This is a genomic window from Pseudomonas sp. IPO3749, assembly GCF_013386605.1.
GTDB lineage: Bacteria > Pseudomonadota > Gammaproteobacteria > Pseudomonadales > Pseudomonadaceae > Aquipseudomonas > Aquipseudomonas azotoformans_A.
On the sequence record NZ_JACARN010000037.1, the window covers coordinates 27,154 to 45,274 of the forward strand.

The following is an 18,121-nucleotide window of genomic DNA, read 5'->3' on the forward strand; positions in this document are numbered from 1 at the left end:
TTCGGTCGCACGAGACGAATATTTACCTCAGGCGCAAGGCCGAGCGCAAACACCGTCCAGCACCATCATGCCGCAGAACTCACTGAATCAGCTTCCAGTTTTTGTAGAAAACCCGACGCAGGGTAAAGGCCATCCCGGCAAACCCAGCGATCACTGCGTTAAGGACCATCGGCACCGGTGTCGGCCGCACGATGTCGATAAACAGGCAGTAACGCTTGGCATCATTTTTGTTGAAAGACGCGTGCATCAGGGTGTCATCGAAGATAAACAGCGGGTCGTCGTGCCAGTAATGCTTGTGCTTGCCGACCTGGATGTAGACGCCTTCATGATGGGGCGCCGGTGCCATGTTGTAGAGCACGCGGAACATCATGCGCAGGGGGCCGAAATGGAAGGAGGTGGAGCGGTTTTCGTTGAATACCGACACGCCGATGGTCTTCACGAACGGTAGCTTTTTGCGCAGCTCCGGAATGTTGAGCGTGGTCTCGATGGGTTGGCCGTACCACTGAAAAAACAACATGCCGCGCTTCTTCTCGGCCATGCGTGCGTCCAGGTAACCGATGATTTCGTCCTTGTGGGCCATGGCGTCATCGAGCACCTGTTGCAGGTCTTCACGCCAGGCCGGTGGCAGGTCGGCCATTGTGTAGACGTGGCGGTTAGGTGAACTGAACAGGTCGAACAGGGTGTTGAACGGTGCCAGCAGCCAGGTGTTACGGCCACTGCCAATAAAGTATTTTTTGACGGTGGGCGCGTCATAGAGGCCATTACGCAGGAAGTCGTAAATGCCGCAGATCACCACCAGGCCGAAAAATACCAGCGTGGTCTCGGGGAAAATATCGATAATCATCAGCACGCCTAATACCCAGGCGACCGATACCGCTTTTTTACGCAAAGCAGGGTTATTCATGACACTCAGCTCCAGCAGGACGCCATTCGACAGGTCCGGATCCGTGGCCGCGAGTGGTGGGGTTTCGAAACATATTGAAACAACTGCGTCATGATAAGACGTTCGGCGCTGGAGAGGCGTTTTAAATATTGCAAAATTGTGAAGGCTCAACACAGTTTTTAACCGTCTCAGCGCTGAGTGGATTGGATTTTGTAAACAGAAGATTTGCGACTATCGTGACGCTTCGGTTTTTTGGACGTCATAGACCGGTACGATTGAAGTTGAATGGCCACCATTGGCCTTCGGCACCTTGGAAGAGGCAGAAATTTTATGATCATCAAACCGCGGGTTCGTGGCTTTATCTGTGTGACCGCTCACCCTGTTGGCTGTGAAGCGAACGTCAAAGAACAGATCGACTACGTGACTCAACACGGCGTCATCGAAGGCGGCCCGAAAAAGGTGCTGGTCCTCGGTGCTTCCACCGGTTACGGCCTGGCTGCGCGCATCAGTGCTGCCTTTGGCTGTGGCGCCGACACCCTGGGCGTGTTTTTTGAGAAAGAAGGCGAAGAAGGCAAGCTGAGCTCCGCCGGCTGGTACAACAGCGCCGCGTTCGAGAAGTTTGCTGTCGAGAAAGGCCTGTACGCCAAGAGCATCAACGGCGACGCGTTCTCCGACGAGATCAAGCGCCTGACCATCGAAACCATCAAGAAAGACCTGGGCAAGATCGACCTGGTGGTCTACAGCCTGGCCGCGCCACGCCGTACCGACCCGCAAGGCGTGGTGCACAACTCCACCCTCAAGCCGATCGGCAAGGCCGTGACCCTGCGCGGTATCAATACCGACAAGGGTGTTGTGGTCGACACCACCCTTGAGCCAGCGACCCAGGAAGAGATCGACGGTACCGTCAAAGTGATGGGCGGCGAAGACTGGCAGCTGTGGATCGACGCCCTGCGTGACGCCGACGTTTTGGCCGAAGGCGCGAAAACCACCGCCTTCACCTACCTTGGCGAGAAGCTGACCCAGGACATCTACTGGAACGGCTCCATCGGCGAAGCCAAGAAAGATTTGGACAAGAAAGTCCTGACCCTGCGCGACAACCTCGCGGCACTCAAGGGCGACGCCCGTGTGTCGGTGCTCAAGGCCGTGGTCACCCAGGCCAGCTCGGCCATTCCAATCATGCCGCTGTACCTGTCGCTGCTGTTCAAAGTGATGAAAGAGCAGGGCACCCACGAAGGTTGCATCGAACAGGTCTACGGTCTGTTCAAGGACAGCCTGTACGGCAGCCAGCCAAAACTTGACGCCGATGGCCGCCTGCGTGCCGACCTGGCCGAGTTGGAACCGAAAGTCCAGGACGCCGTAGCGGCCTTGTGGAACCAGGTCACCGACGACAACGTCAACGAGATCAGCGACTTTGCCGGCTACAAGGCTGAATTCCTGCGTTTGTTCGGCTTTGAAATCGACGGCGTGGACTACGACGCTGACGTGAATCCGACCGTGAAGATCAACGGTCTCATCTCGGCTTAAGTGATGGAATAGACAGCAGCCTCGATTATGGGGCTGCTGTTTTGTTCTTCCCCTGCACGCGTTCAGCCTTGGTTGAACAGTCGAAGGGCGTTGGTAAAACCAGTACGCTTGATACTCACCACTTCTTTCTCCCACAGCGGATTCAGGGGCACATGATAGCCGCTGTCTTTGGCTGTCTCGGCCAATTCCGCCATTTCTTTGCTGTCATGGATCATGCAGATTTCATCGAACCGCCCCAGCTTGGTCGGTAGGAAGAACGTTGCCGGGTAGTTGGCGGCGACATCCGTTGCCGGGCTGCCGGAGTCCGCGTTGTGGTGGACCACCCTCTCGCCATTGCCGACCAACCTATGATTAATCAGCTCAATCATTTGCTTTATCCGCGCTGAGGCATTTCCCAGATCGGGGTCCTCCTTTTGATAGAAGCGCGCGACGCTTTCATAATCTGCGCGCAACTGCATTGGCACCTGGAAAGCCTCAGGGTCTGAATGACGGTGTCTGTAGCGATCTATCCTTTGCGTCAAAACGCTGTGCGCGACATCGGGCACCGGCAGCTTGTCTTCAGCACCATAGTCGCCGAGATGGGGCGCCACCATGTGCAGGTCATAGTCGGCCGTCAATGCCTTGCCTCCCGCGCGTTCCGCCAGCACTTCAATAGGCTTGCCCTTATGGCTGATCAGATAGTTATCTGCTGAGGGTGAAGTGCGTTTGCCTTCGAATGCATACACCTGCTGGCTAGGCCCCTGGGCGCTGAAACGCAGTATGCCGTCCTGCTCTGTGGGTGCCAGTTCAGCGATGTGGCCGAGTCTCATCAATTCACCGAGGCGATTTTGTGAGATCTCCAGAGGGATGGCGACTGCATCGTTCTTGCGGATGCAATCCGCGACTTGCTCATTGGCGCGGTTCAGTTTCTCGGGGGCTTCGTGCTTGAATTTCTCAAGCTTGCTGAAGGCTTGATCCGTGCAGATCAGGCCGGCCTGCGGTCCCCAGTTGGCACTTTTTCCCTTGATATGAAAGTTCTTGGTGGGGTGGCCGGCTTCTATCAACCCGGTGGCGACGGTTTCGACTGGACGCACGCCGATGATGGAGTTGGTCTGCGCCGCAATTTCCTGCAAAGGCACAAGGTGGCTGGGGACTATTCCCGTTTGTTCCCTGATGCGCTCGAATGCGATCCTTATCGAGTCGTTTGCCTCTGGTGCAGTGGCCGTCGACTGACGCGGTGGAGAGCCTTGCAAAGCATTCAAGCCAAGCTGACGCGGTATCTGGGCTGAACTCAGTACGCCTATCATGGTGTATCTCCAAATCATGTTTTATTGGCATGTTGGATGATCCCTTCCAGACCCCAGTATTCCTTCGATTGCACGGGAGACATTAAAGAAGCCATTCTTCGGCGGGGAGCAAAAAGTATGACGGCTTGTATGAAGCGTAATGGGAGGAGGGTCGTTCCGGTGCGCAAACGTGATGCGGTCTAGGTGTTTGTTGCGTTTGAGCGGTGAAATTATCAGAGCGATCCTACGCGTGTTGACGCGCGGCTCAGTGCGATCAGCAAGGGAAACTGTCGTGCAAATGAATGGGAGGAACGTATGACAATTCGTGCAGTGGTTTTTGACTTCGGCGGTGTCCTGTTCGACTGGAGCCCGCAGCACCTGTACCGCAAGCTGATTGCCGATGATCACGAGCGGCAATGGTTTCTCGAAAATATCTGCACCCAGGCCTGGAACACCGAGCAGGACGCTGGTCGCTCCTTGGCCGAAGGTACCCGCAGCCTGATCGAGCAGCACCCAGATCATGAACGACTGATCCAGGCCTATTACGACCGTTGGCACGAAATGCTGCGTGGCCCATTGACGGAAGGCGTGGCGATCCTCAAGGCGCTGCACCAGGCCGATATGCCGTTGTTTGGGCTCACCAACTGGTCGGCGGAAACCTTTCCTTATGCGCGGGCCAACTACCCGTTCCTGCAGTGCTTTCGCGAGATCGTGGTGTCTGGCGAGCTGAAACTGATCAAGCCTGATGCGGCGATCTACAACGCCAGTCTCAGTCAGGTACGCGGCCACCTGCCGGACATCCAGCCCTCTGAAGTGGTGTTTATCGATGATGTTGCTGGCAATATCGAGGCGGCCATCGCCCTCGGCTGGCAGGGGGTCCACCACGTGTCGGCCGAAGGTACCGCCGCGCAATTGCGAGCGTTGGGCGTGAGCTTCTAGCGCGCCCACTTTTCCATGGCGAAATCCACGAAGGCGCGCAGTTTGGGCAGGCGATAACGGTCCTGGCCGTAGAGCAGGTGCATGGGGCGGCTGGGGAGTCGATAGGCAGTGAGCAAGGCCACCAGCTTGCCGCTTTCCAGGTCCGGTTGTACCAGGGCGTCGGCCAGCATGATGATGCCCATGCCGTTGACGGCCGCCTGGCGTAAGCCTTGCGAGCTGTTGATGGTCAATGAGCCGGACACCGGGACCTCGACCTCGCCGCCCTCGCCGGTCATTCGCCACAGTTTGTCGGCGTCGCGCCAGTTGTCACTTGCCGGGTAGGCAAACGCCAGGCAGTCGTGGTGCTGCAGCTCATCGGGCGTTTGCGGCGTGCCCCGTCGTGCCAGGTATTCAGGTGACGCGCAGAGTGTGAGGGTGTAGTCCTGCATTGGCCGGGCGATCAGGCTGGAGGTTTCCAGTTCACCAAGACGGATCGCCACGTCGAAGCCGCTGTCGACCAAGTCCATCCGCTCATTGCTCAGCACCACGTACAGGTTGATCAGTGGGTAGCGCCGGGAAAATTCGCTCAAGGCCGGTGTCAGGCGTTCGGTGCCGAACACGGGAGGCGCAGTGATGCGCAGATTGCCTTTGGGGATATCGCTGTGGGCTTGCTCGGCAAGTTGTTCGGAGTCGGCCACCAACCCCAGCACTTCCAGACAGCGCTGGTAATACTGCCCGCCAAATTCGGTGAGGCTTTGTTTGCGCGTGGTGCGTTTGAGCAGGCTCACGCCCAGGCGCTGCTCCAAGGCACGCAGATGGTTGCCGACCATGGTGGTGGACATCCCGCAGGCATGGGCTGCTGCCGTCATGCTGCCGGTCTCGACCACTTTCACGTACACCGACATTGCCTGGAACAGATCCATTATAAAGCCTTGATTTAAAGTCATTGCAGGAATGTGCAGTTTATCCAGCTCAGGTGGCTAACGATACTGCAGCCATCACTACGATGCACTGGAGCCCGCACCATGACCGCCGCCTGCCTGATGACCACTTATCAACCCTTGGCCCTGAGCTTCACGCGCGGCCTGGGCACGCGACTCTGGGACCAGCAGGGCCGCGAATACCTGGACGCGGTTGCCGGCGTGGCGGTGACCAATGTCGGCCATTCGCACCCCCGGCTAGTAACGGCGATCAGTGAGCAGGCTGGGCTCTTGCTGCACACCTCCAACCTTTACAGCATCGACTGGCAACAACGGCTGGCCCAGCGCCTCTCTCAGTTGTCAGGCCTGGACCGCGCCTTCTTCAACAATTCCGGTGCTGAAGCCAATGAGACAGCGCTCAAGCTGGCGCGCCTGCATGGCTGGAAAAAGGGCATCGAAGAGCCGTTGGTGGTGGTGATGGAAAACGCCTTTCATGGCCGCACCCTCGGCACCATGGCCGCGAGCGATGGCCCTTCGGTGCGGCTGGGCTTCCAGCGTTTGCCGGGGGATTTTCTCAAGGTGGGCTTTGGTGATCTGGAGGCGCTGGAGGTGATCACCCAGAAGTTTGGTCCGCGTATCGCGGCGGTGCTGCTGGAGCCGATCCAGGGGGAAAGTGGCGTACTGCCGGCGCCACCGGGTTACCTGCGAGCCCTGCGCGACCACTGCACAGGCCATGGCTGGCTGATGATGCTGGACGAAATCCAGACCGGCATCGGCCGCACTGGCACCTGGTTCGCCTTCCAGCATGAAGGCATCGTCCCGGACGTGATGACCCTGGCCAAAGGCCTGGGCAATGGTGTGCCGATCGGCGCGTGCCTGGCTCGGTCCGCCGTGGCCCAACTGTTCACGCCGGGCAGTCACGGCAGCACCTTTGGTGGCAACCCGTTGGCGTGTCGTGTGGGGTGCACCGTGCTGGACATCATCGAGGAACAAGGCTTGCTGAAGAATGCCGCGCAACAGGGCGAGCGCCTGCTGGCGCGGTTGCGCGTGGAGTTGAGTGAGCACCCGCAGGTCCTGGCGATTCGCGGCCAGGGGCTGATGATCGGCATCGAGTTGGCCAGCCCCTACCGTGACCTGGCTCAGCGCGCGGCCCAGGAACATGGGCTGCTGATCAACGTCACGCGGGGCAAGATCATTCGCTTGCTGCCGCCGCTGACCTTGGATGCAAAAGAGGTCGAGATGATCGTGCGGGCCATTACTCGGTTGCTGGCGTAGGGCCGTTGAGCCACTCCTGGTTCAGGGTCTCGGTATCGCCCAGGTAGTCCAACAGCCAGGCCATGGCCGGGGACAGCTTGTTCTGCGCCCAGGCCACACACGACGGGCTGGCCGGAAACGGCCGGCTCAATTGCAGTGCCACCAACTCACCGCGCTCGATCCACGGCAACACCTGATGCGCTGGCGCCATGCCGACGCACAGGCCGTCGCGCAGGCAATCGATGGCAGAAGCCCAATTGGGCACCACCAGGCGTCGCTGGTTATCCAATGTCCACGTGTCGCGCTTGGGCAGGTTACGCGAGGTGTCGGTCATGCACAGCGAGGCAAAGGGGCGCAGTTGATCGTCACTCAGTAACCCTTCGACACTGGCCAGAGGGTGTCGCGCGCTGACCACGCACAGCCAGTTCAACAAGCCCATGTCGCGGAAAGTGAAGTGGCTGGCCACGGGCACCGCGCTGGTCGCGCCGATCACAATGTCGGTGCGTTCATCGGCCAGGGCATCCCACACGCCGTTGTACACCTCGTATTCCAGCAGCAGCTCGACCTCAGGAAATTGTCGATAGAAGTCCAACACCAACTGTCGGCAGCGCTGGGGTTTGACGATGGAATCCACGGCCACCTTCAATTGGCCGCTCCAGCCATTGGCCACCTGCTGGCACAGGCGTCGTGTGCCGAGCATTTTTTTCATCACGCCACGGGCTTCGTCGATAAACAGGCGGCCAGCGGGCGTCAGTTCCACGTCCCGGTGGCGCCGCACAAACAGCGGCACTGCCAACCATTCTTCCAACTGGCGCACGGTATAGCTGACGGCCGACGGCACGCGATGCAGTTCCTGGGCGGCGGCGCTGAAACTGCCATGGCGCGCCACGGCATCGACCACATCCAGGGAATATTCTGACCACATGGCGGCTGCCTTCAAATTTATTGATAAGAGTGTCCAATTATTATCGCTTCACACAGAAACTGTCAGCTTCATAATGGGCGCCAGTCAGCAAATAGTTTGATGGCAGGATTAACAAGGCTTCAATGAAAAATTCTTTTGGTTTCACTTGGTATCTGGCGGGGCTGAGCATGCTCGGTTACCTCGCCATGGACATGTACTTGCCGGCATTCGGCGCCATGGGCGAACAGTTGCAGATTGGCGCAGGCGCGGTGGGTGCCAGCTTGAGTATTTTCCTCGCCGGCTTTGCGGTGGGGCAGTTGTTGTGGGGGCCATTGTCCGACCGCCTGGGGCGCAAGCCCGTCCTGCTCGCCGGCCTGAGCCTGTTTGTGCTGGGCTGCGCGGGGATGTTCTGGGTCGAGACCGCGCCGCAATTGCTGGCGCTGCGTTTTGTCCAGGCGATTGGCGTGTGTTCCGCCGCCGTCGCTTGGCAGGCGTTGGTGATCGACCGCTACCCGGCCGACAAGGCTCATCGTGTGTTCGCCAGCATCATGCCGCTGATGTCGTTGTCGCCAGCGCTGGCGCCGTTGCTGGGCGCGATGGTGCTGAACCACTTGGGTTGGCAGGCGATCTTCGGCGTGTTGCTGGGCGTCTCATTGCTGTTGCTGCTACCGACATTGTTCCTACGCACCACGGCGAAACGTCCGGCAGAGGCGGGTGAGCGTTCGCGCCTCGGTTATGGGCAGTTACTGACGTCTCGCGTGTTCACCGGCAACGTCATGATCTTCGCCGCCTGCTCGGCCAGTTTCTTCGCCTGGCTGACGGCTTCGCCCTTCATCCTGGGCGACATGGGCTACAGCCCAAATGACATTGGCCTGAGCTACGTATTGCCGACATTGGCCTTCCTGGTCGGTGGCTACAGTTGCCGCAGCACCTTGCAGCACTTCCAGGGCAAGACGCTGTTGCCCTGGTTGCTGCTGGCGTATTGCATCAGCATGCTGGCGTTGTACCTGGTTGCCACGCTGACGGTGCCAACCCTCACCACCTTGCTGATTCCGTTCTGCCTGATGGCGCTGGTCAACGGCGCCAGTTACCCCATCGTCGTGGCGAATGCGCTGATGCCGTTTGCGGAAAATTCCGGCAAGGCAGCGGCATTGCAAAACACCCTGCAACTGGGCCTGTGTTTCCTCAGCAGCCTGCTGGTATCGTCGATGATCGACCAGCCGCTGCTGATTACCGTGATCGTGATGCTGGCGACCGCGCCACTGGCGGTGTTGGGTTACTGGCTGGCGCGGCCGAAAGCCGGTGATTCGGAACTGGCGACCGCCTAGAACGTCACTTCCAGGTTCACCGTCGGCGTCGATGTGCGGCTACCCCGGCCGCCATCCACGCCGAACTTGTTATGCCAATACTCGTAACCCACCCCCAGGTAGAGGTTTGGCTTGACGTTTTTGCCCGGTCGCACCGCCACCATCAACGCGGTACGCATCAGGGCCTCGGGCGCGGTGTCACGGCCGTGGTAGTCCTCGCCTTTTTCCCCGACGTAATTGATGAAACCCTGGAATTTCGCCGCATGGTTGGCGATTTCGAAGGGGCGCATCCACGTCAGGTTGAGCATGTAGGTGTCTTCAAACGTGTGGTTCGACTCTTTCGCGCCGGGGATGCCGGTGTGGTTCCTTTCCTTGTAGTACATCAGGCTCAGGTCGAGAACGCCGACGGTGTTGAACTTCACTGTCGGGCCAATCACCAGTGCGCGTTTCTTCGCTGAGGCGAAGTTGTTGTTACGGTTGGCGTCAAAACCCAGGGTCAGCGCGTAATCCTTGACTAGGCCGGTGCCCAACGGCACATCGAACACCCGCGACGCATACAGTTGGTGGCGGTACACCGCGTACACCTCACTCCCGCCATGATCAGTACCCTTGCGCGGGTCACGGCTGTCGGACAGGAACACATCGAGGTTGAGGAAATTGCTGCCGTACTGGTAGCCGCTGGCGTGGGTGAAGCTGTAGATGCGCTTGCTGAATTCGTCGGGGTTATTCGGATTGGTGAACTGCTGGCCGTAGCGAAATCCTACGCTGTTGTTCATCCATTCCACTGCGACGGCCTCCCCGCCGCCGAGCAGGGTGAGTGCGACGGTTGCGCCCTGTAGTGCCTTTTTCATTGTTCTGGGTCCTTTGGCGTTCTGGCTCATCACGGCCGGATTGTTTTTGTAACGCCGATGGAGGGTAACTTGTTCGATTGATTGTATACAACTCTATGGACATCCAGTCCAAACATTGCATACAGTGGCCGCACAACAAAAACAGAGAACCCCTCACCATGACTATCCCGAAGGCGTCACCGCAGCGGCCAGAAGATGAGAATCTCGGCGTCGCCGCCAACATGGCTTACGGCCTGCAACATGTGCTCACGATGTATGGCGGCATTGTTGCGGTGCCCCTGATTGTCGGCCAGGCGGCCGGGTTGTCCCCGGCGGATATCGGCCTGCTGATCGCCGCGTCGCTGTTTGCCGGTGGCTTGGCCACGCTGTTGCAGACCTTGGGTCTACCGTTTTTTGGCTGTCAGTTGCCGCTGGTGCAGGGCGTGTCGTTTGCCGGTGTGGCAACCATGGTGGCGATTGTCGGCAGTGATGGCGCCGGCGGGGTGCCGGCGATTCTCGGGGCGGTCATGGCTGCGTCGTTTATCGGGCTGCTGATAACCCCGGTGTTTTCACGGATCACCAAGTTCTTCCCGCCGCTGGTGACGGGCATCGTGATCACGACCATCGGCCTGACCCTGATGCCCGTTGCGGCGCGCTGGGCCATGGGCGGCAACAGTCGCGCGGCGGATTTTGGCAGCATGTCCAACATCGGCCTGGCGGCGCTGACCCTGGTGCTGGTGTTGCTGCTGAGCAAGATTGGCAGCGCGACTATCTCGCGTCTGTCGATTTTGCTGGCCATGGTCATCGGCACGGTGATTGCGGTATTCCTCGGCATGGCCGACTTCTCCGGCGTGACCCAGGGGCCGATGTTCGGTTTCCCTACGCCATTCCATTTCGGCATGCCAACCTTCCATGTCGCCGCGATCATTTCCATGTGCATTGTGGTGATGGTAACCCTGGTCGAGACCTCGGCGGACATCCTGGCGGTGGGCGAGATCATCGACACCAAGGTCGATTCGAAACGCCTGGGCAACGGCCTGCGCGCCGACATGCTGTCGAGCATGTTTGCGCCGATCTTCGGTTCATTCACCCAAAGCGCCTTCGCCCAAAACGTCGGCCTGGTGGCGGTGACCGGGGTCAAGAGCCGCTTTGTGGTAGCCACGGGCGGGCTGTTCCTGGTAATTCTCGGCTTGTTGCCCTTCATGGGCAGGGTGATCGCGGCGGTGCCGACTTCCGTGTTGGGCGGGGCCGGGATTGTGCTGTTCGGCACCGTGGCGGCCAGTGGCATCCGCACGCTGTCGAAGGTGGATTACCGCAACAACATGAACCTGATCATCGTGGCCACTTCCATCGGTTTTGGCATGATCCCGATTGCGGCACCGAGCTTCTATGATCACTTCCCGACCTGGTTCGCGACCATCTTCCACTCAGGGATCAGTTCGTCGGCCATCATGGCGATCCTGCTGAACCTGGCATTCAACCACTTCACCGCCGGTAACTCAGACCAGCAGTCGGTGTTTGTGGCAGGGACTGAGCGCAGCCTGTGCTTCCGTGATGTGTCGGAACTGCGCGATGGGGATTACTTCAAAGGCGGCAAGTTGTTTGATGCCGAGGGGCGGGAGATTCCGCTGGTGCCGGATGCCCCGAAAAGGGCAACCAAAGCTGAGGCTACCGAGGTCTGAAGTAAGGGGGGCTGGCCTGCCAGCCCCCACACTGATTCAGCCAGCCTTGAGCACGTTGTACTTCGCTGAACATACCTCATCCAGAAACTTCACCACAGTCCCCATGCACGCCTGGCGTTCTTCCACATGGGGCATGTGGCTGGAGTCTTCAAACAGCGCCCAGCGCACATCGGCGATTTCATCCAGGAACGGCTTGACCACCAGCGGCGTGGCCTCGTCGTGTCGGCCAGAGATCACCAGTGTCGGTACATTGATCGCCGACAGACGGCCCGTGGACTTCCAGTCTTTCAAGCTGCCGATCACATGGAACTCGGTCGGGCCACTCATGGCGTGGTACACCGTCGGGTCTGCGTCGACCGCAGCGAATGTGCGTGCCACTTCCTCTGGCCACGGGATGACTCGGCACACGTGCTGGTCATAAAACACCCGTGATGCAGCGAGGTATTCAGGGTCCTGGTAAGTGCCAGCGGCTTCGTGCTTGAGCAGGGTTTCATGCACACCTTCCGGCAACAATTTGCGCAGTCGGTTGGCTTCGCTGACCCAGGTGCGCATGCAGGTGGGCGAGTTGGCCGGGATGAACGCGCGCAGGCCCTTGGGCTGCAGGATCGCGTGTTCACTGCCGAGCATGCCGCCCCAGGATTGGCCGAGGATCGCGTAGTTATCGCTGATCTGCAGGTGGTCCAGCAGGTTGTCGAGTTCTGCGAGGAACAGGCCCACGGTCCAGAATGACGGGTCTTTTTCGGGGAGATGAGTGGAGCGGCCGTTGCCCAACTGATCGTAGTGGATCACGGCATGGCCGCTGGCGGCGACGTCCTTGAACGCGTCGACATAATCATGGGTGCATCCGGGGCCGCCGTGGATTACCACCAGGGGAGTGCGGCCGCTCGACAAGTCACCGGTGACGCGGTACCAGGTTTGGTAGGCGCCAAGCGCCGCATACCCTTCGCGGATTTTTTCGATGAATTCCATTTCGTACCCTGCTCTGAAAAAAGGATCAGGGACACGATAATGCGTGGGCGAAATTTAAGTAACTAGCAAAACAGCTAGGTTTTGCCCACCGGTCAGTCTTCGAGCAGGCGGTAATGGGTGGCGCGCACCACCGCCTGCACGCGGTTCTTGGCCCCCAGTTTGTGCATCGCCGAGGCCAAGTGCAGGGTAACCACCGCCAGCGAGCGGCTCAATTGCGTGGCAATTTCGGCGGCTGTCAGCCCGTCGGCGGCCCATTTGAGGCACTCGCGTTCGCGTTTGGTCAGGTGAATATGCGGATAAGTGCGTAGCTCCTTGCTGAACAGCGGGTAGGCCGCTTCCTGCAAGGCATGGGAAATCAGGCTGAAATCCGACAGGGTCTGCTGCGCATCCTTCAACACGGTGCGGGCGTTGCCGGTGCGCAGGCCAGTCAGCGAGGCGAAGCCGCCACGGGGCAGGTGGATCGGCACGCTGACGCCGCAGGTCAATTGCTGGTCGTGCAAGTAGGACGAAACCGGCGCATGGCAGGGATCGATGATCTTTTGCAGTGGGGTATCGGCCTTGACGTCGTAGGACCACACGAACGGTGACACCGTGCTCAGGGCCAGATGCTGCACCGGGTCGATCTGGTAGAACCCTTCGCTGCACCACAGGGCATGCCAGTCGGGCGGGGTATTACGCAGTGCGAGCACCGAGGGCGTGATCAATGCGCCATCCTGGTCCATCGGCACCGGGGTGTAGTCATACACCAATGCATCGAAGCCCAGTTGTTGGGCGAGGATAAAGGTATTGTCCATCTGCTCGTCCAGGCTCCTGCCCGGCATCAGACGGTGATTTAACGCAGTCAGCTTGGCCAGCATCCGTTCGGCTCCCGAATTCATTTGAATCTCGACTTGCGGCAAGTAGAATGCCACGCCCCGGCGAAGGACTGCCAGGCCAAACCTATAAGAAATACTAGGTTATGGACGCACGGCATCCTCGGTAGTGTTGGCCTGATACACGGCCGCTACCTGCCAGGCCGATACAACACAAGGAATGTATGCATGTGGCGTGAAATTGCCCCCGACCAGCAGTACAACGTGCAAGTCGACGGCCATAACCTCGTGGTCTACAGCTTTGGCGAAGGCGATGAGGTGCTGTTGTGCCTCAACGGCGGGCCTGGCCTGCCGTGTGACTACTTGCGCGACGCCCATGGCTGGCTCAAAGAGCATAACCTGCGAGTGGTTGCATTCGACCAGCTTGGCACGGGCGCATCAGCCAGACCCACCGACGTTTCGCTGTGGGAAATCCGCCGTTATGTCGAAGAAGTCGAAACCGTGCGTCAGGCCCTGGGCTTGGGCCGTGTGCACCTGCTCGGGCATTCCTGGGGCGGCTGGCTCGGTATCGAATACGCCATCCATTACCCCGACTCGCTGAAAAGCCTGATCCTGGAAAACACCGTGGGCGACATTCCGCACCTGTCCCAGGAACTGGAGCGCCTGCGCGGCGCCCTCGGCAGCGAAACCGTGGCGATGATGCAGCGCCACGAAGCCATGGGCACTTTGGACCATCCGCAATACCAGGCCGCGATCACCTTGCTCAACTATCGCCACGTGTGCCGCCTGGACGAGTGGCCCGCGCCGGTCAAACGCTCCCTCGACGACTGGAACATGGGCCCCTACGAGACCATGCAAGGTCCCAATGAATTTCTCTACATCGGCAACCTCAAGGACTGGAACCGCATCCCCGAGATGGCCGATTTCAAAATGCCGATCCTGATCACCACCGGCCAACATGACGAACTCACCCCGGCCTGCGCCATGCGCATGAAACTCGCGGCCCGGCACGCCGAACTGCACGTCTTCCCCAACAGCAGTCATATGCCGTTCTATGAAGAGCCCCAGGCGTATTTCCCGGTGCTGCTGGACTTCCTCTCGCGTCATCGAGGCTGACGGATGAACCTGGCGCGCTATCGTTTTGTGCTGTCCCGGCCGCTGCAATTGCTGCCGGTGCTGTTTGGCATCAGCCTGATCACCTTTGTGTTGGTGCGCTCGATTCCCGGCGATCCGGCGCGTGCGCTGCTGGGCTCGCGCAGCACACCGGACGCCTTGCTGAAGATCCGCGCCCAGTACGGCCTCGACCAGCCGTTGTGGCTGCAATATTTCTACTTTCTGAAGAACCTGCTCAAGGGCGACCTCGGCCAATCGCTGCTGTACAAGGTCGACGCCCTCAAGCTGATCGTCACGCGCATCGAACCTACGCTGGTGCTGGTGCTCGGCAGTGTGCTGCTGGCGCTGTTGATCGCGGTGCCGATGGCAACCTTGGCTGCGCGCAATAAAGGCGGCTGGGTAGATAACCTGATCCGTGTGTTCACCACCGTCGGCCTGGGTATGCCGGCGTTCTGGCTGGGGTTGATGTTGATCCTGTTGCTGAGTGTGCAGTGGGGTTTGTTTCCGGTGTCGGGCTATGGCCGCACCTGGCTGGACAAGGCGCACCACATGGTTTTGCCCTGCCTGACGATTGCCCTGGCGCTGTCGGCGGTGCTGGTGCGCAACCTGCGGGCGAGCATGTTGATGGAATTGCAGGCCGACCATGTGACCGCCGCCCGGGCACGTGGATTGTCGGAAGCTGCGGTGTTTCGTCGCCATGTGTTGCCCAATTCCCTGGTGCCGGCGGTCAACCTGCTGGCGGTCAATATCGGCTGGCTGATCAGTGGCACGGTGGTGATCGAAAGCCTGTTCGCCATCCCCGGCATCGGCCAATTGCTGGTGCGTGGGATCTTTACCCGCGATTACATGGTGGTGCAGGGCGTGGCCATGGTGCTGGCCTGCGCGACAGTGATCGTCAACTTCATCGCTGACGTAGCGACGGTGGCCCTTGACCCACGGGTGAAGATGCAATGAGCAGCCGCCCGTTGATTGCCCCTTGGCGCTTGCGCCTGCGCTTTGGCTTTCGCAATGGCCGGCTGACGGCGGCGTGGGGCTTGCTGATTCTGCTGGCGTGGCTGGTGCTTGCGGTGTTTGCACCGTGGATCGCACCCTACGACCCGATTGCGCAGAACACGGATTTCAGTTTGCTCGGACCTAGCCTGGCTCATCCGTTTGGTACGGATAACTATGGTCGGGACATCCTCTCCAGGGTGATCTGGGGCGCACGTATTGACCTGCAACTGGCCATCGTCGGAGTGATCTTCCCGTTCATGATCGGCACCTTCATTGGCGCAGTCTCCGGTTACATCGGCGGGCGTTTTGACAGTGTCTGCATGCGTGTGATCGATGTGATCCTGGCATTTCCGTTCCTGGTGTTGATGTTGGCGATCATGGCCATCCTCGGTCCGGGCTTGAAGAGTTTCTATATCGCCATGGCGCTGGTGGGCTGGGTGTCGTATGCGCGGCTGATCCGCTCGCAGATCCTGGTGCTCAAGGAAAGCGACTTTGCCCTGGCCGCCAAGAGCCTGGGCTTTGGCCATGGGCGGATTCTGTTCCGGCACCTGCTGCCCAATGCGATGTTCGGCTCCATCGTGTTTTCCATGTCGGACGCGGTGTTGGTGCTACTCAATGGTGCTGCCGTGAGCTACCTGGGCCTGGGCGTGCAACCGCCGACCGCCGAATGGGGCACGATGGTGGCCGAAGGGCAGGCCTTCATCACCACCGCTTGGTGGATCTGCACCTTTCCGGGCCTGGCCATCGTGACACTGGCCATGGGTTTTAGCCTGCTCGCTGATGGCGTGGCGCAAGTGCTGGGGGATCGCTCATGAGCCTGTTGCAAGTGCGCGACCTCAGTGTGATCGCCAACAACGCCGGGCGGGATGTGACCTTGGTGGATCGCGTGTCCTTCGATCTGGCCGAGGGCGAGATCCTCGGCCTGGTCGGGGAAAGCGGCTCGGGCAAAACCATGGCCTGTCGCGGCCTGATGCGTTTATTGCCTTCCCCCAATCTGCGGGTGCAAGGCGGTGCCGTAAGGCTGGCCGGCCAGGATCTATTGTCACTGGATGACGCCGGCATGCGTGCCGTGCGCGGCGGTCAGTTGGGCATGATTTTCCAGAACCCCAGCAGCCACCTCGACCCTTTGATGCGCATCGGTGAGCAGATTGCCGAGGGCATTCGCCTGCACCAAGGCGCCTCGAAAAAAGACGCACGGCTGCAAGCCATTGACGTGCTGCGCCAGGTGGGCATCCCCGATCCCCAGGCGCGGGTCGATAACTACCCCCACGAGTTTTCCGGTGGCATGCGCCAGCGCGCGATGATCGCCGTGGCCCTGGGCTGCAACCCGAAAGTGCTGATCGCCGACGAACCCACCACGGCCCTGGATGTAACGGTGCAGGCGCAGATCCTGCGGCTGTTGCTGGAATTGCGCGACCAGCGCGGTTTGTCGATCATCATGATTACCCACGACCTCGGCGTGGTCGCGCAAACCTGCGACGCCATCGCCGTGATGTACGCCGGGCGCCTGTGTGAGCACGGCAGCAAATATGATTTGCTGGCGCATCCGCAACATCCTTACACCGCAGGCTTGATTGATTGCCAGCCCGCCCACAGCAGTGGCCACGCGTTGCTGCGCACGATCCCTGGGCAGCCTCCGTTGCTGGACGCATTGCCCGCCGGCTGCCGCTTCAACCCGCGTTGCCCACAGGTCGGCGCCTTGTGCACCGAGGTGTTGCCGGAAGGCGCGCGAGTCGCCTGTCATTACCCCTTGGGAGTGCACCCATGAGCCTGTTGCAGATCAAGGACCTTGAGGTGAAGTTTGGCGCATCCGGCACCGGTTTGTTTGGTTTGAACAAACAGTGGGTGAGGGCGGTGAACGGCGTGTCGCTAGACCTGGCGGCGGGTGAAACCCTGGGGTTGGTCGGTGAGTCTGGCAGCGGCAAAAGCACCCTGGGTCGCGCCATCCTGCACCTCAATCCGATCAGCGCCGGGCAGGTGTTGTTTGATGGCATCGACATGGCTCACGGTAGCGCCATCGACATCACTCGTCTGCGCCATGAAACCGCAATGATCTTCCAGGACCCGTATGCCGCGCTGAATCCGCGCCACACCATCGGCGAGACGATTGCCGAAGTGTTGCGGGTGCAGCGCAAAGTCGCGCCGGAGCAGGTTCCGGCGCGCGTGAATGAACTGCTTGACCTGGTCGGCCTGCGCCCCGAACTGGCCAGCCGCAAACCCGGCTCACTCAGTGGTGGGCAATGCCAGCGCGTCGGCATTGCCCGGGCACTGGCGGTGGAGCCACGGCTGATCATCGCTGATGAGTGTGTGGCGGCGCTGGATGTGTCGATCCAGGGCCAGATCATCAACCTGTTGCTGGAACTGCAACAGCGCATGAACCTGGCGATCCTGTTCATCGCCCATGACCTGGCCATCGTCCGTCGTTTGTGCGACCGCGTGGCGGTGATGTACCTGGGCAAGATCGTCGAGGAGGGCCCAGTGGAGGCGGTCTTTACCGCGCCACGTCACCCGTATACGGCGGCGTTGATCCAGGCGATTCCCGAGATCGATCCCCATCGGCCATTGCCTGCCGAACCCTTGCCGGGTGAACCGCCGAGTCCGCTGAATTTGCCTACAGGCTGCGCCTTCCACCCGCGTTGCCGGCATGCCCGAGCCTTGTGTTCCGTGGTGTTGCCGCCGACGCATTTCCTGCACGAGCATCGGTACAGTTGCGTGCTTGAAGAACCTTTGCTTTGACCCTTCCCTGC

Annotated in this window: 17 protein-coding genes; 10 read left to right on the forward strand and 7 right to left on the reverse strand. The window is 60.0% G+C overall.

The features are described from left to right. Positions 1-79: 79 nt before the first annotated feature. Positions 80-904, reverse strand: coding sequence for an aspartyl/asparaginyl beta-hydroxylase domain-containing protein (locus HX812_RS15290; protein ID WP_038850373.1), 825 nt, complete (start codon positions 902-904; stop codon positions 80-82). Between the two features lie 309 nt (positions 905-1,213). Between HX812_RS15290 and fabV the strand changes: the two genes are divergently transcribed. Continuing rightward, positions 1,214-2,407, forward strand: coding sequence for an enoyl-ACP reductase FabV (fabV, locus tag HX812_RS15295; protein WP_010211998.1), 1,194 nt, complete (start codon positions 1,214-1,216; stop codon positions 2,405-2,407). 62 nt (positions 2,408-2,469) lie between these two features. On the opposite strand, the gene HX812_RS15300 is transcribed toward fabV, so the two are convergent. Continuing rightward, complete coding sequence (locus HX812_RS15300; protein WP_080642453.1) at positions 2,470-3,693, reverse strand: anthrax toxin-like adenylyl cyclase domain-containing protein; 1,224 nt, start codon at positions 3,691-3,693, stop codon at positions 2,470-2,472. A gap of 294 nt (positions 3,694-3,987) precedes the next feature. Here HX812_RS15300 and HX812_RS15305 point away from each other — a divergent pair, with 294 nt between their 5' ends. Then, positions 3,988-4,611: an HAD family phosphatase gene (locus HX812_RS15305; protein WP_038850374.1), complete on the forward strand. Its 624-nt coding sequence runs from the start codon at positions 3,988-3,990 to the stop codon at positions 4,609-4,611. Here HX812_RS15305 and HX812_RS15310 read toward each other — a convergent pair. Then, positions 4,608-5,513: a LysR family transcriptional regulator gene (locus HX812_RS15310; RefSeq protein WP_038850375.1), complete on the reverse strand. Its 906-nt coding sequence runs from the start codon at positions 5,511-5,513 to the stop codon at positions 4,608-4,610. The genes HX812_RS15305 and HX812_RS15310 overlap by 4 nt on opposite strands. Before the next feature lie 102 nt (positions 5,514-5,615). Between HX812_RS15310 and HX812_RS15315 the strand changes: the two genes are divergently transcribed. Continuing rightward, on the forward strand, positions 5,616-6,785 hold the full coding sequence (locus HX812_RS15315; protein WP_038850376.1) for an aspartate aminotransferase family protein: 1,170 nt from the start codon (positions 5,616-5,618) through the stop codon (positions 6,783-6,785). Here HX812_RS15315 and punR read toward each other — a convergent pair. Beyond that, complete coding sequence (punR, locus tag HX812_RS15320; RefSeq protein WP_038850377.1) at positions 6,766-7,689, reverse strand: DNA-binding transcriptional activator PunR; 924 nt, start codon at positions 7,687-7,689, stop codon at positions 6,766-6,768. The genes HX812_RS15315 and punR overlap by 20 nt on opposite strands. 122 nt (positions 7,690-7,811) lie before the next feature. Here punR and punC point away from each other — a divergent pair, with 122 nt between their 5' ends. Further along, positions 7,812-8,996, forward strand: a complete 1,185-nt coding sequence (punC, locus tag HX812_RS15325; RefSeq protein WP_038850378.1) for a purine nucleoside transporter PunC — start codon at positions 7,812-7,814, stop codon at positions 8,994-8,996. Here punC and HX812_RS15330 read toward each other — a convergent pair. After that, positions 8,993-9,826, reverse strand: a complete 834-nt coding sequence (locus HX812_RS15330) for a nucleoside-binding outer membrane protein (RefSeq protein ID WP_038850379.1) — start codon at positions 9,824-9,826, stop codon at positions 8,993-8,995. The genes punC and HX812_RS15330 overlap by 4 nt on opposite strands. A gap of 158 nt (positions 9,827-9,984) precedes the next feature. Here HX812_RS15330 and HX812_RS15335 point away from each other — a divergent pair, with 158 nt between their 5' ends. Next, the gene (locus tag HX812_RS15335) at positions 9,985-11,487 is read left to right on the forward strand and encodes a nucleobase:cation symporter-2 family protein (RefSeq protein WP_033902832.1); all 1,503 of its coding nucleotides are present in this window, start codon (positions 9,985-9,987) and stop codon (positions 11,485-11,487) included. Between the two features lie 36 nt (positions 11,488-11,523). On the opposite strand, the gene HX812_RS15340 is transcribed toward HX812_RS15335, so the two are convergent. Together HX812_RS15340 and HX812_RS15345 are read right to left on the reverse strand one after the other, a co-directional pair. Beyond that, entirely contained in the window at positions 11,524-12,456 is a 933-nt protein-coding gene (locus HX812_RS15340) for a proline iminopeptidase-family hydrolase (protein ID WP_038850380.1), read from the reverse strand. Between the two features lie 92 nt (positions 12,457-12,548). Then, positions 12,549-13,313: a LuxR family transcriptional regulator gene (locus tag HX812_RS15345; RefSeq protein ID WP_038850381.1), complete on the reverse strand. Its 765-nt coding sequence runs from the start codon at positions 13,311-13,313 to the stop codon at positions 12,549-12,551. Positions 13,314-13,496: 183 nt separating this feature from the next. Here HX812_RS15345 and HX812_RS15350 point away from each other — a divergent pair, with 183 nt between their 5' ends. The 5 genes from HX812_RS15350 to HX812_RS15370 are packed head-to-tail and all read left to right on the forward strand — an operon-like array spanning position 13,497 to position 18,110. Further along, entirely contained in the window at positions 13,497-14,384 is an 888-nt protein-coding gene (locus HX812_RS15350; protein ID WP_038850382.1) for a proline iminopeptidase-family hydrolase, read from the forward strand. 3 nt (positions 14,385-14,387) lie between these two features. Beyond that, positions 14,388-15,335: an ABC transporter permease gene (locus HX812_RS15355; RefSeq protein ID WP_038850383.1), complete on the forward strand. Its 948-nt coding sequence runs from the start codon at positions 14,388-14,390 to the stop codon at positions 15,333-15,335. Further along, complete coding sequence (locus HX812_RS15360; RefSeq protein WP_038850384.1) at positions 15,332-16,189, forward strand: ABC transporter permease; 858 nt, start codon at positions 15,332-15,334, stop codon at positions 16,187-16,189. Before HX812_RS15355 ends, HX812_RS15360 begins: the two co-directional genes overlap by 4 nt. Further along, the gene (locus tag HX812_RS15365; RefSeq protein ID WP_025999657.1) at positions 16,186-17,142 is read left to right on the forward strand and encodes an ABC transporter ATP-binding protein; all 957 of its coding nucleotides are present in this window, start codon (positions 16,186-16,188) and stop codon (positions 17,140-17,142) included. The genes HX812_RS15360 and HX812_RS15365 overlap by 4 nt, the downstream gene beginning before the upstream one ends. Further along, positions 17,139-18,110: an ABC transporter ATP-binding protein gene (locus HX812_RS15370; RefSeq protein WP_038850385.1), complete on the forward strand. Its 972-nt coding sequence runs from the start codon at positions 17,139-17,141 to the stop codon at positions 18,108-18,110. The genes HX812_RS15365 and HX812_RS15370 overlap by 4 nt, the downstream gene beginning before the upstream one ends. The last annotated feature ends 11 nt before the right edge of the window (positions 18,111-18,121 follow it).

Coding starts and splice junctions, on each gene's coding strand:
- HX812_RS15305 (WP_038850374.1), top strand. CDS start 3,988: ATGACAATTCGTGCAGTGGTTTTTGACTTCGGCGGTGTCCTGTTCGAC.
- punR (WP_038850377.1), bottom strand. CDS start 7,689: ATGTGGTCAGAATATTCCCTGGATGTGGTCGATGCCGTGGCGCGCCAT.
- HX812_RS15355 (WP_038850383.1), top strand. CDS start 14,388: ATGAACCTGGCGCGCTATCGTTTTGTGCTGTCCCGGCCGCTGCAATTG.
- HX812_RS15365 (WP_025999657.1), top strand. CDS start 16,186: ATGAGCCTGTTGCAAGTGCGCGACCTCAGTGTGATCGCCAACAACGCC.
- HX812_RS15315 (WP_038850376.1), top strand. CDS start 5,616: ATGACCGCCGCCTGCCTGATGACCACTTATCAACCCTTGGCCCTGAGC.
- HX812_RS15360 (WP_038850384.1), top strand. CDS start 15,332: ATGAGCAGCCGCCCGTTGATTGCCCCTTGGCGCTTGCGCCTGCGCTTT.
- HX812_RS15335 (WP_033902832.1), top strand. CDS start 9,985: ATGACTATCCCGAAGGCGTCACCGCAGCGGCCAGAAGATGAGAATCTC.
- HX812_RS15340 (WP_038850380.1), bottom strand. CDS start 12,456: ATGGAATTCATCGAAAAAATCCGCGAAGGGTATGCGGCGCTTGGCGCC.
- punC (WP_038850378.1), top strand. CDS start 7,812: ATGAAAAATTCTTTTGGTTTCACTTGGTATCTGGCGGGGCTGAGCATG.
- HX812_RS15350 (WP_038850382.1), top strand. CDS start 13,497: ATGTGGCGTGAAATTGCCCCCGACCAGCAGTACAACGTGCAAGTCGAC.
- fabV (WP_010211998.1), top strand. CDS start 1,214: ATGATCATCAAACCGCGGGTTCGTGGCTTTATCTGTGTGACCGCTCAC.
- HX812_RS15330 (WP_038850379.1), bottom strand. CDS start 9,826: ATGAAAAAGGCACTACAGGGCGCAACCGTCGCACTCACCCTGCTCGGC.
- HX812_RS15290 (WP_038850373.1), bottom strand. CDS start 904: ATGAATAACCCTGCTTTGCGTAAAAAAGCGGTATCGGTCGCCTGGGTA.
- HX812_RS15370 (WP_038850385.1), top strand. CDS start 17,139: ATGAGCCTGTTGCAGATCAAGGACCTTGAGGTGAAGTTTGGCGCATCC.
- HX812_RS15300 (WP_080642453.1), bottom strand. CDS start 3,693: ATGATAGGCGTACTGAGTTCAGCCCAGATACCGCGTCAGCTTGGCTTG.
- HX812_RS15310 (WP_038850375.1), bottom strand. CDS start 5,513: ATGGATCTGTTCCAGGCAATGTCGGTGTACGTGAAAGTGGTCGAGACC.
- HX812_RS15345 (WP_038850381.1), bottom strand. CDS start 13,313: ATGCTGGCCAAGCTGACTGCGTTAAATCACCGTCTGATGCCGGGCAGG.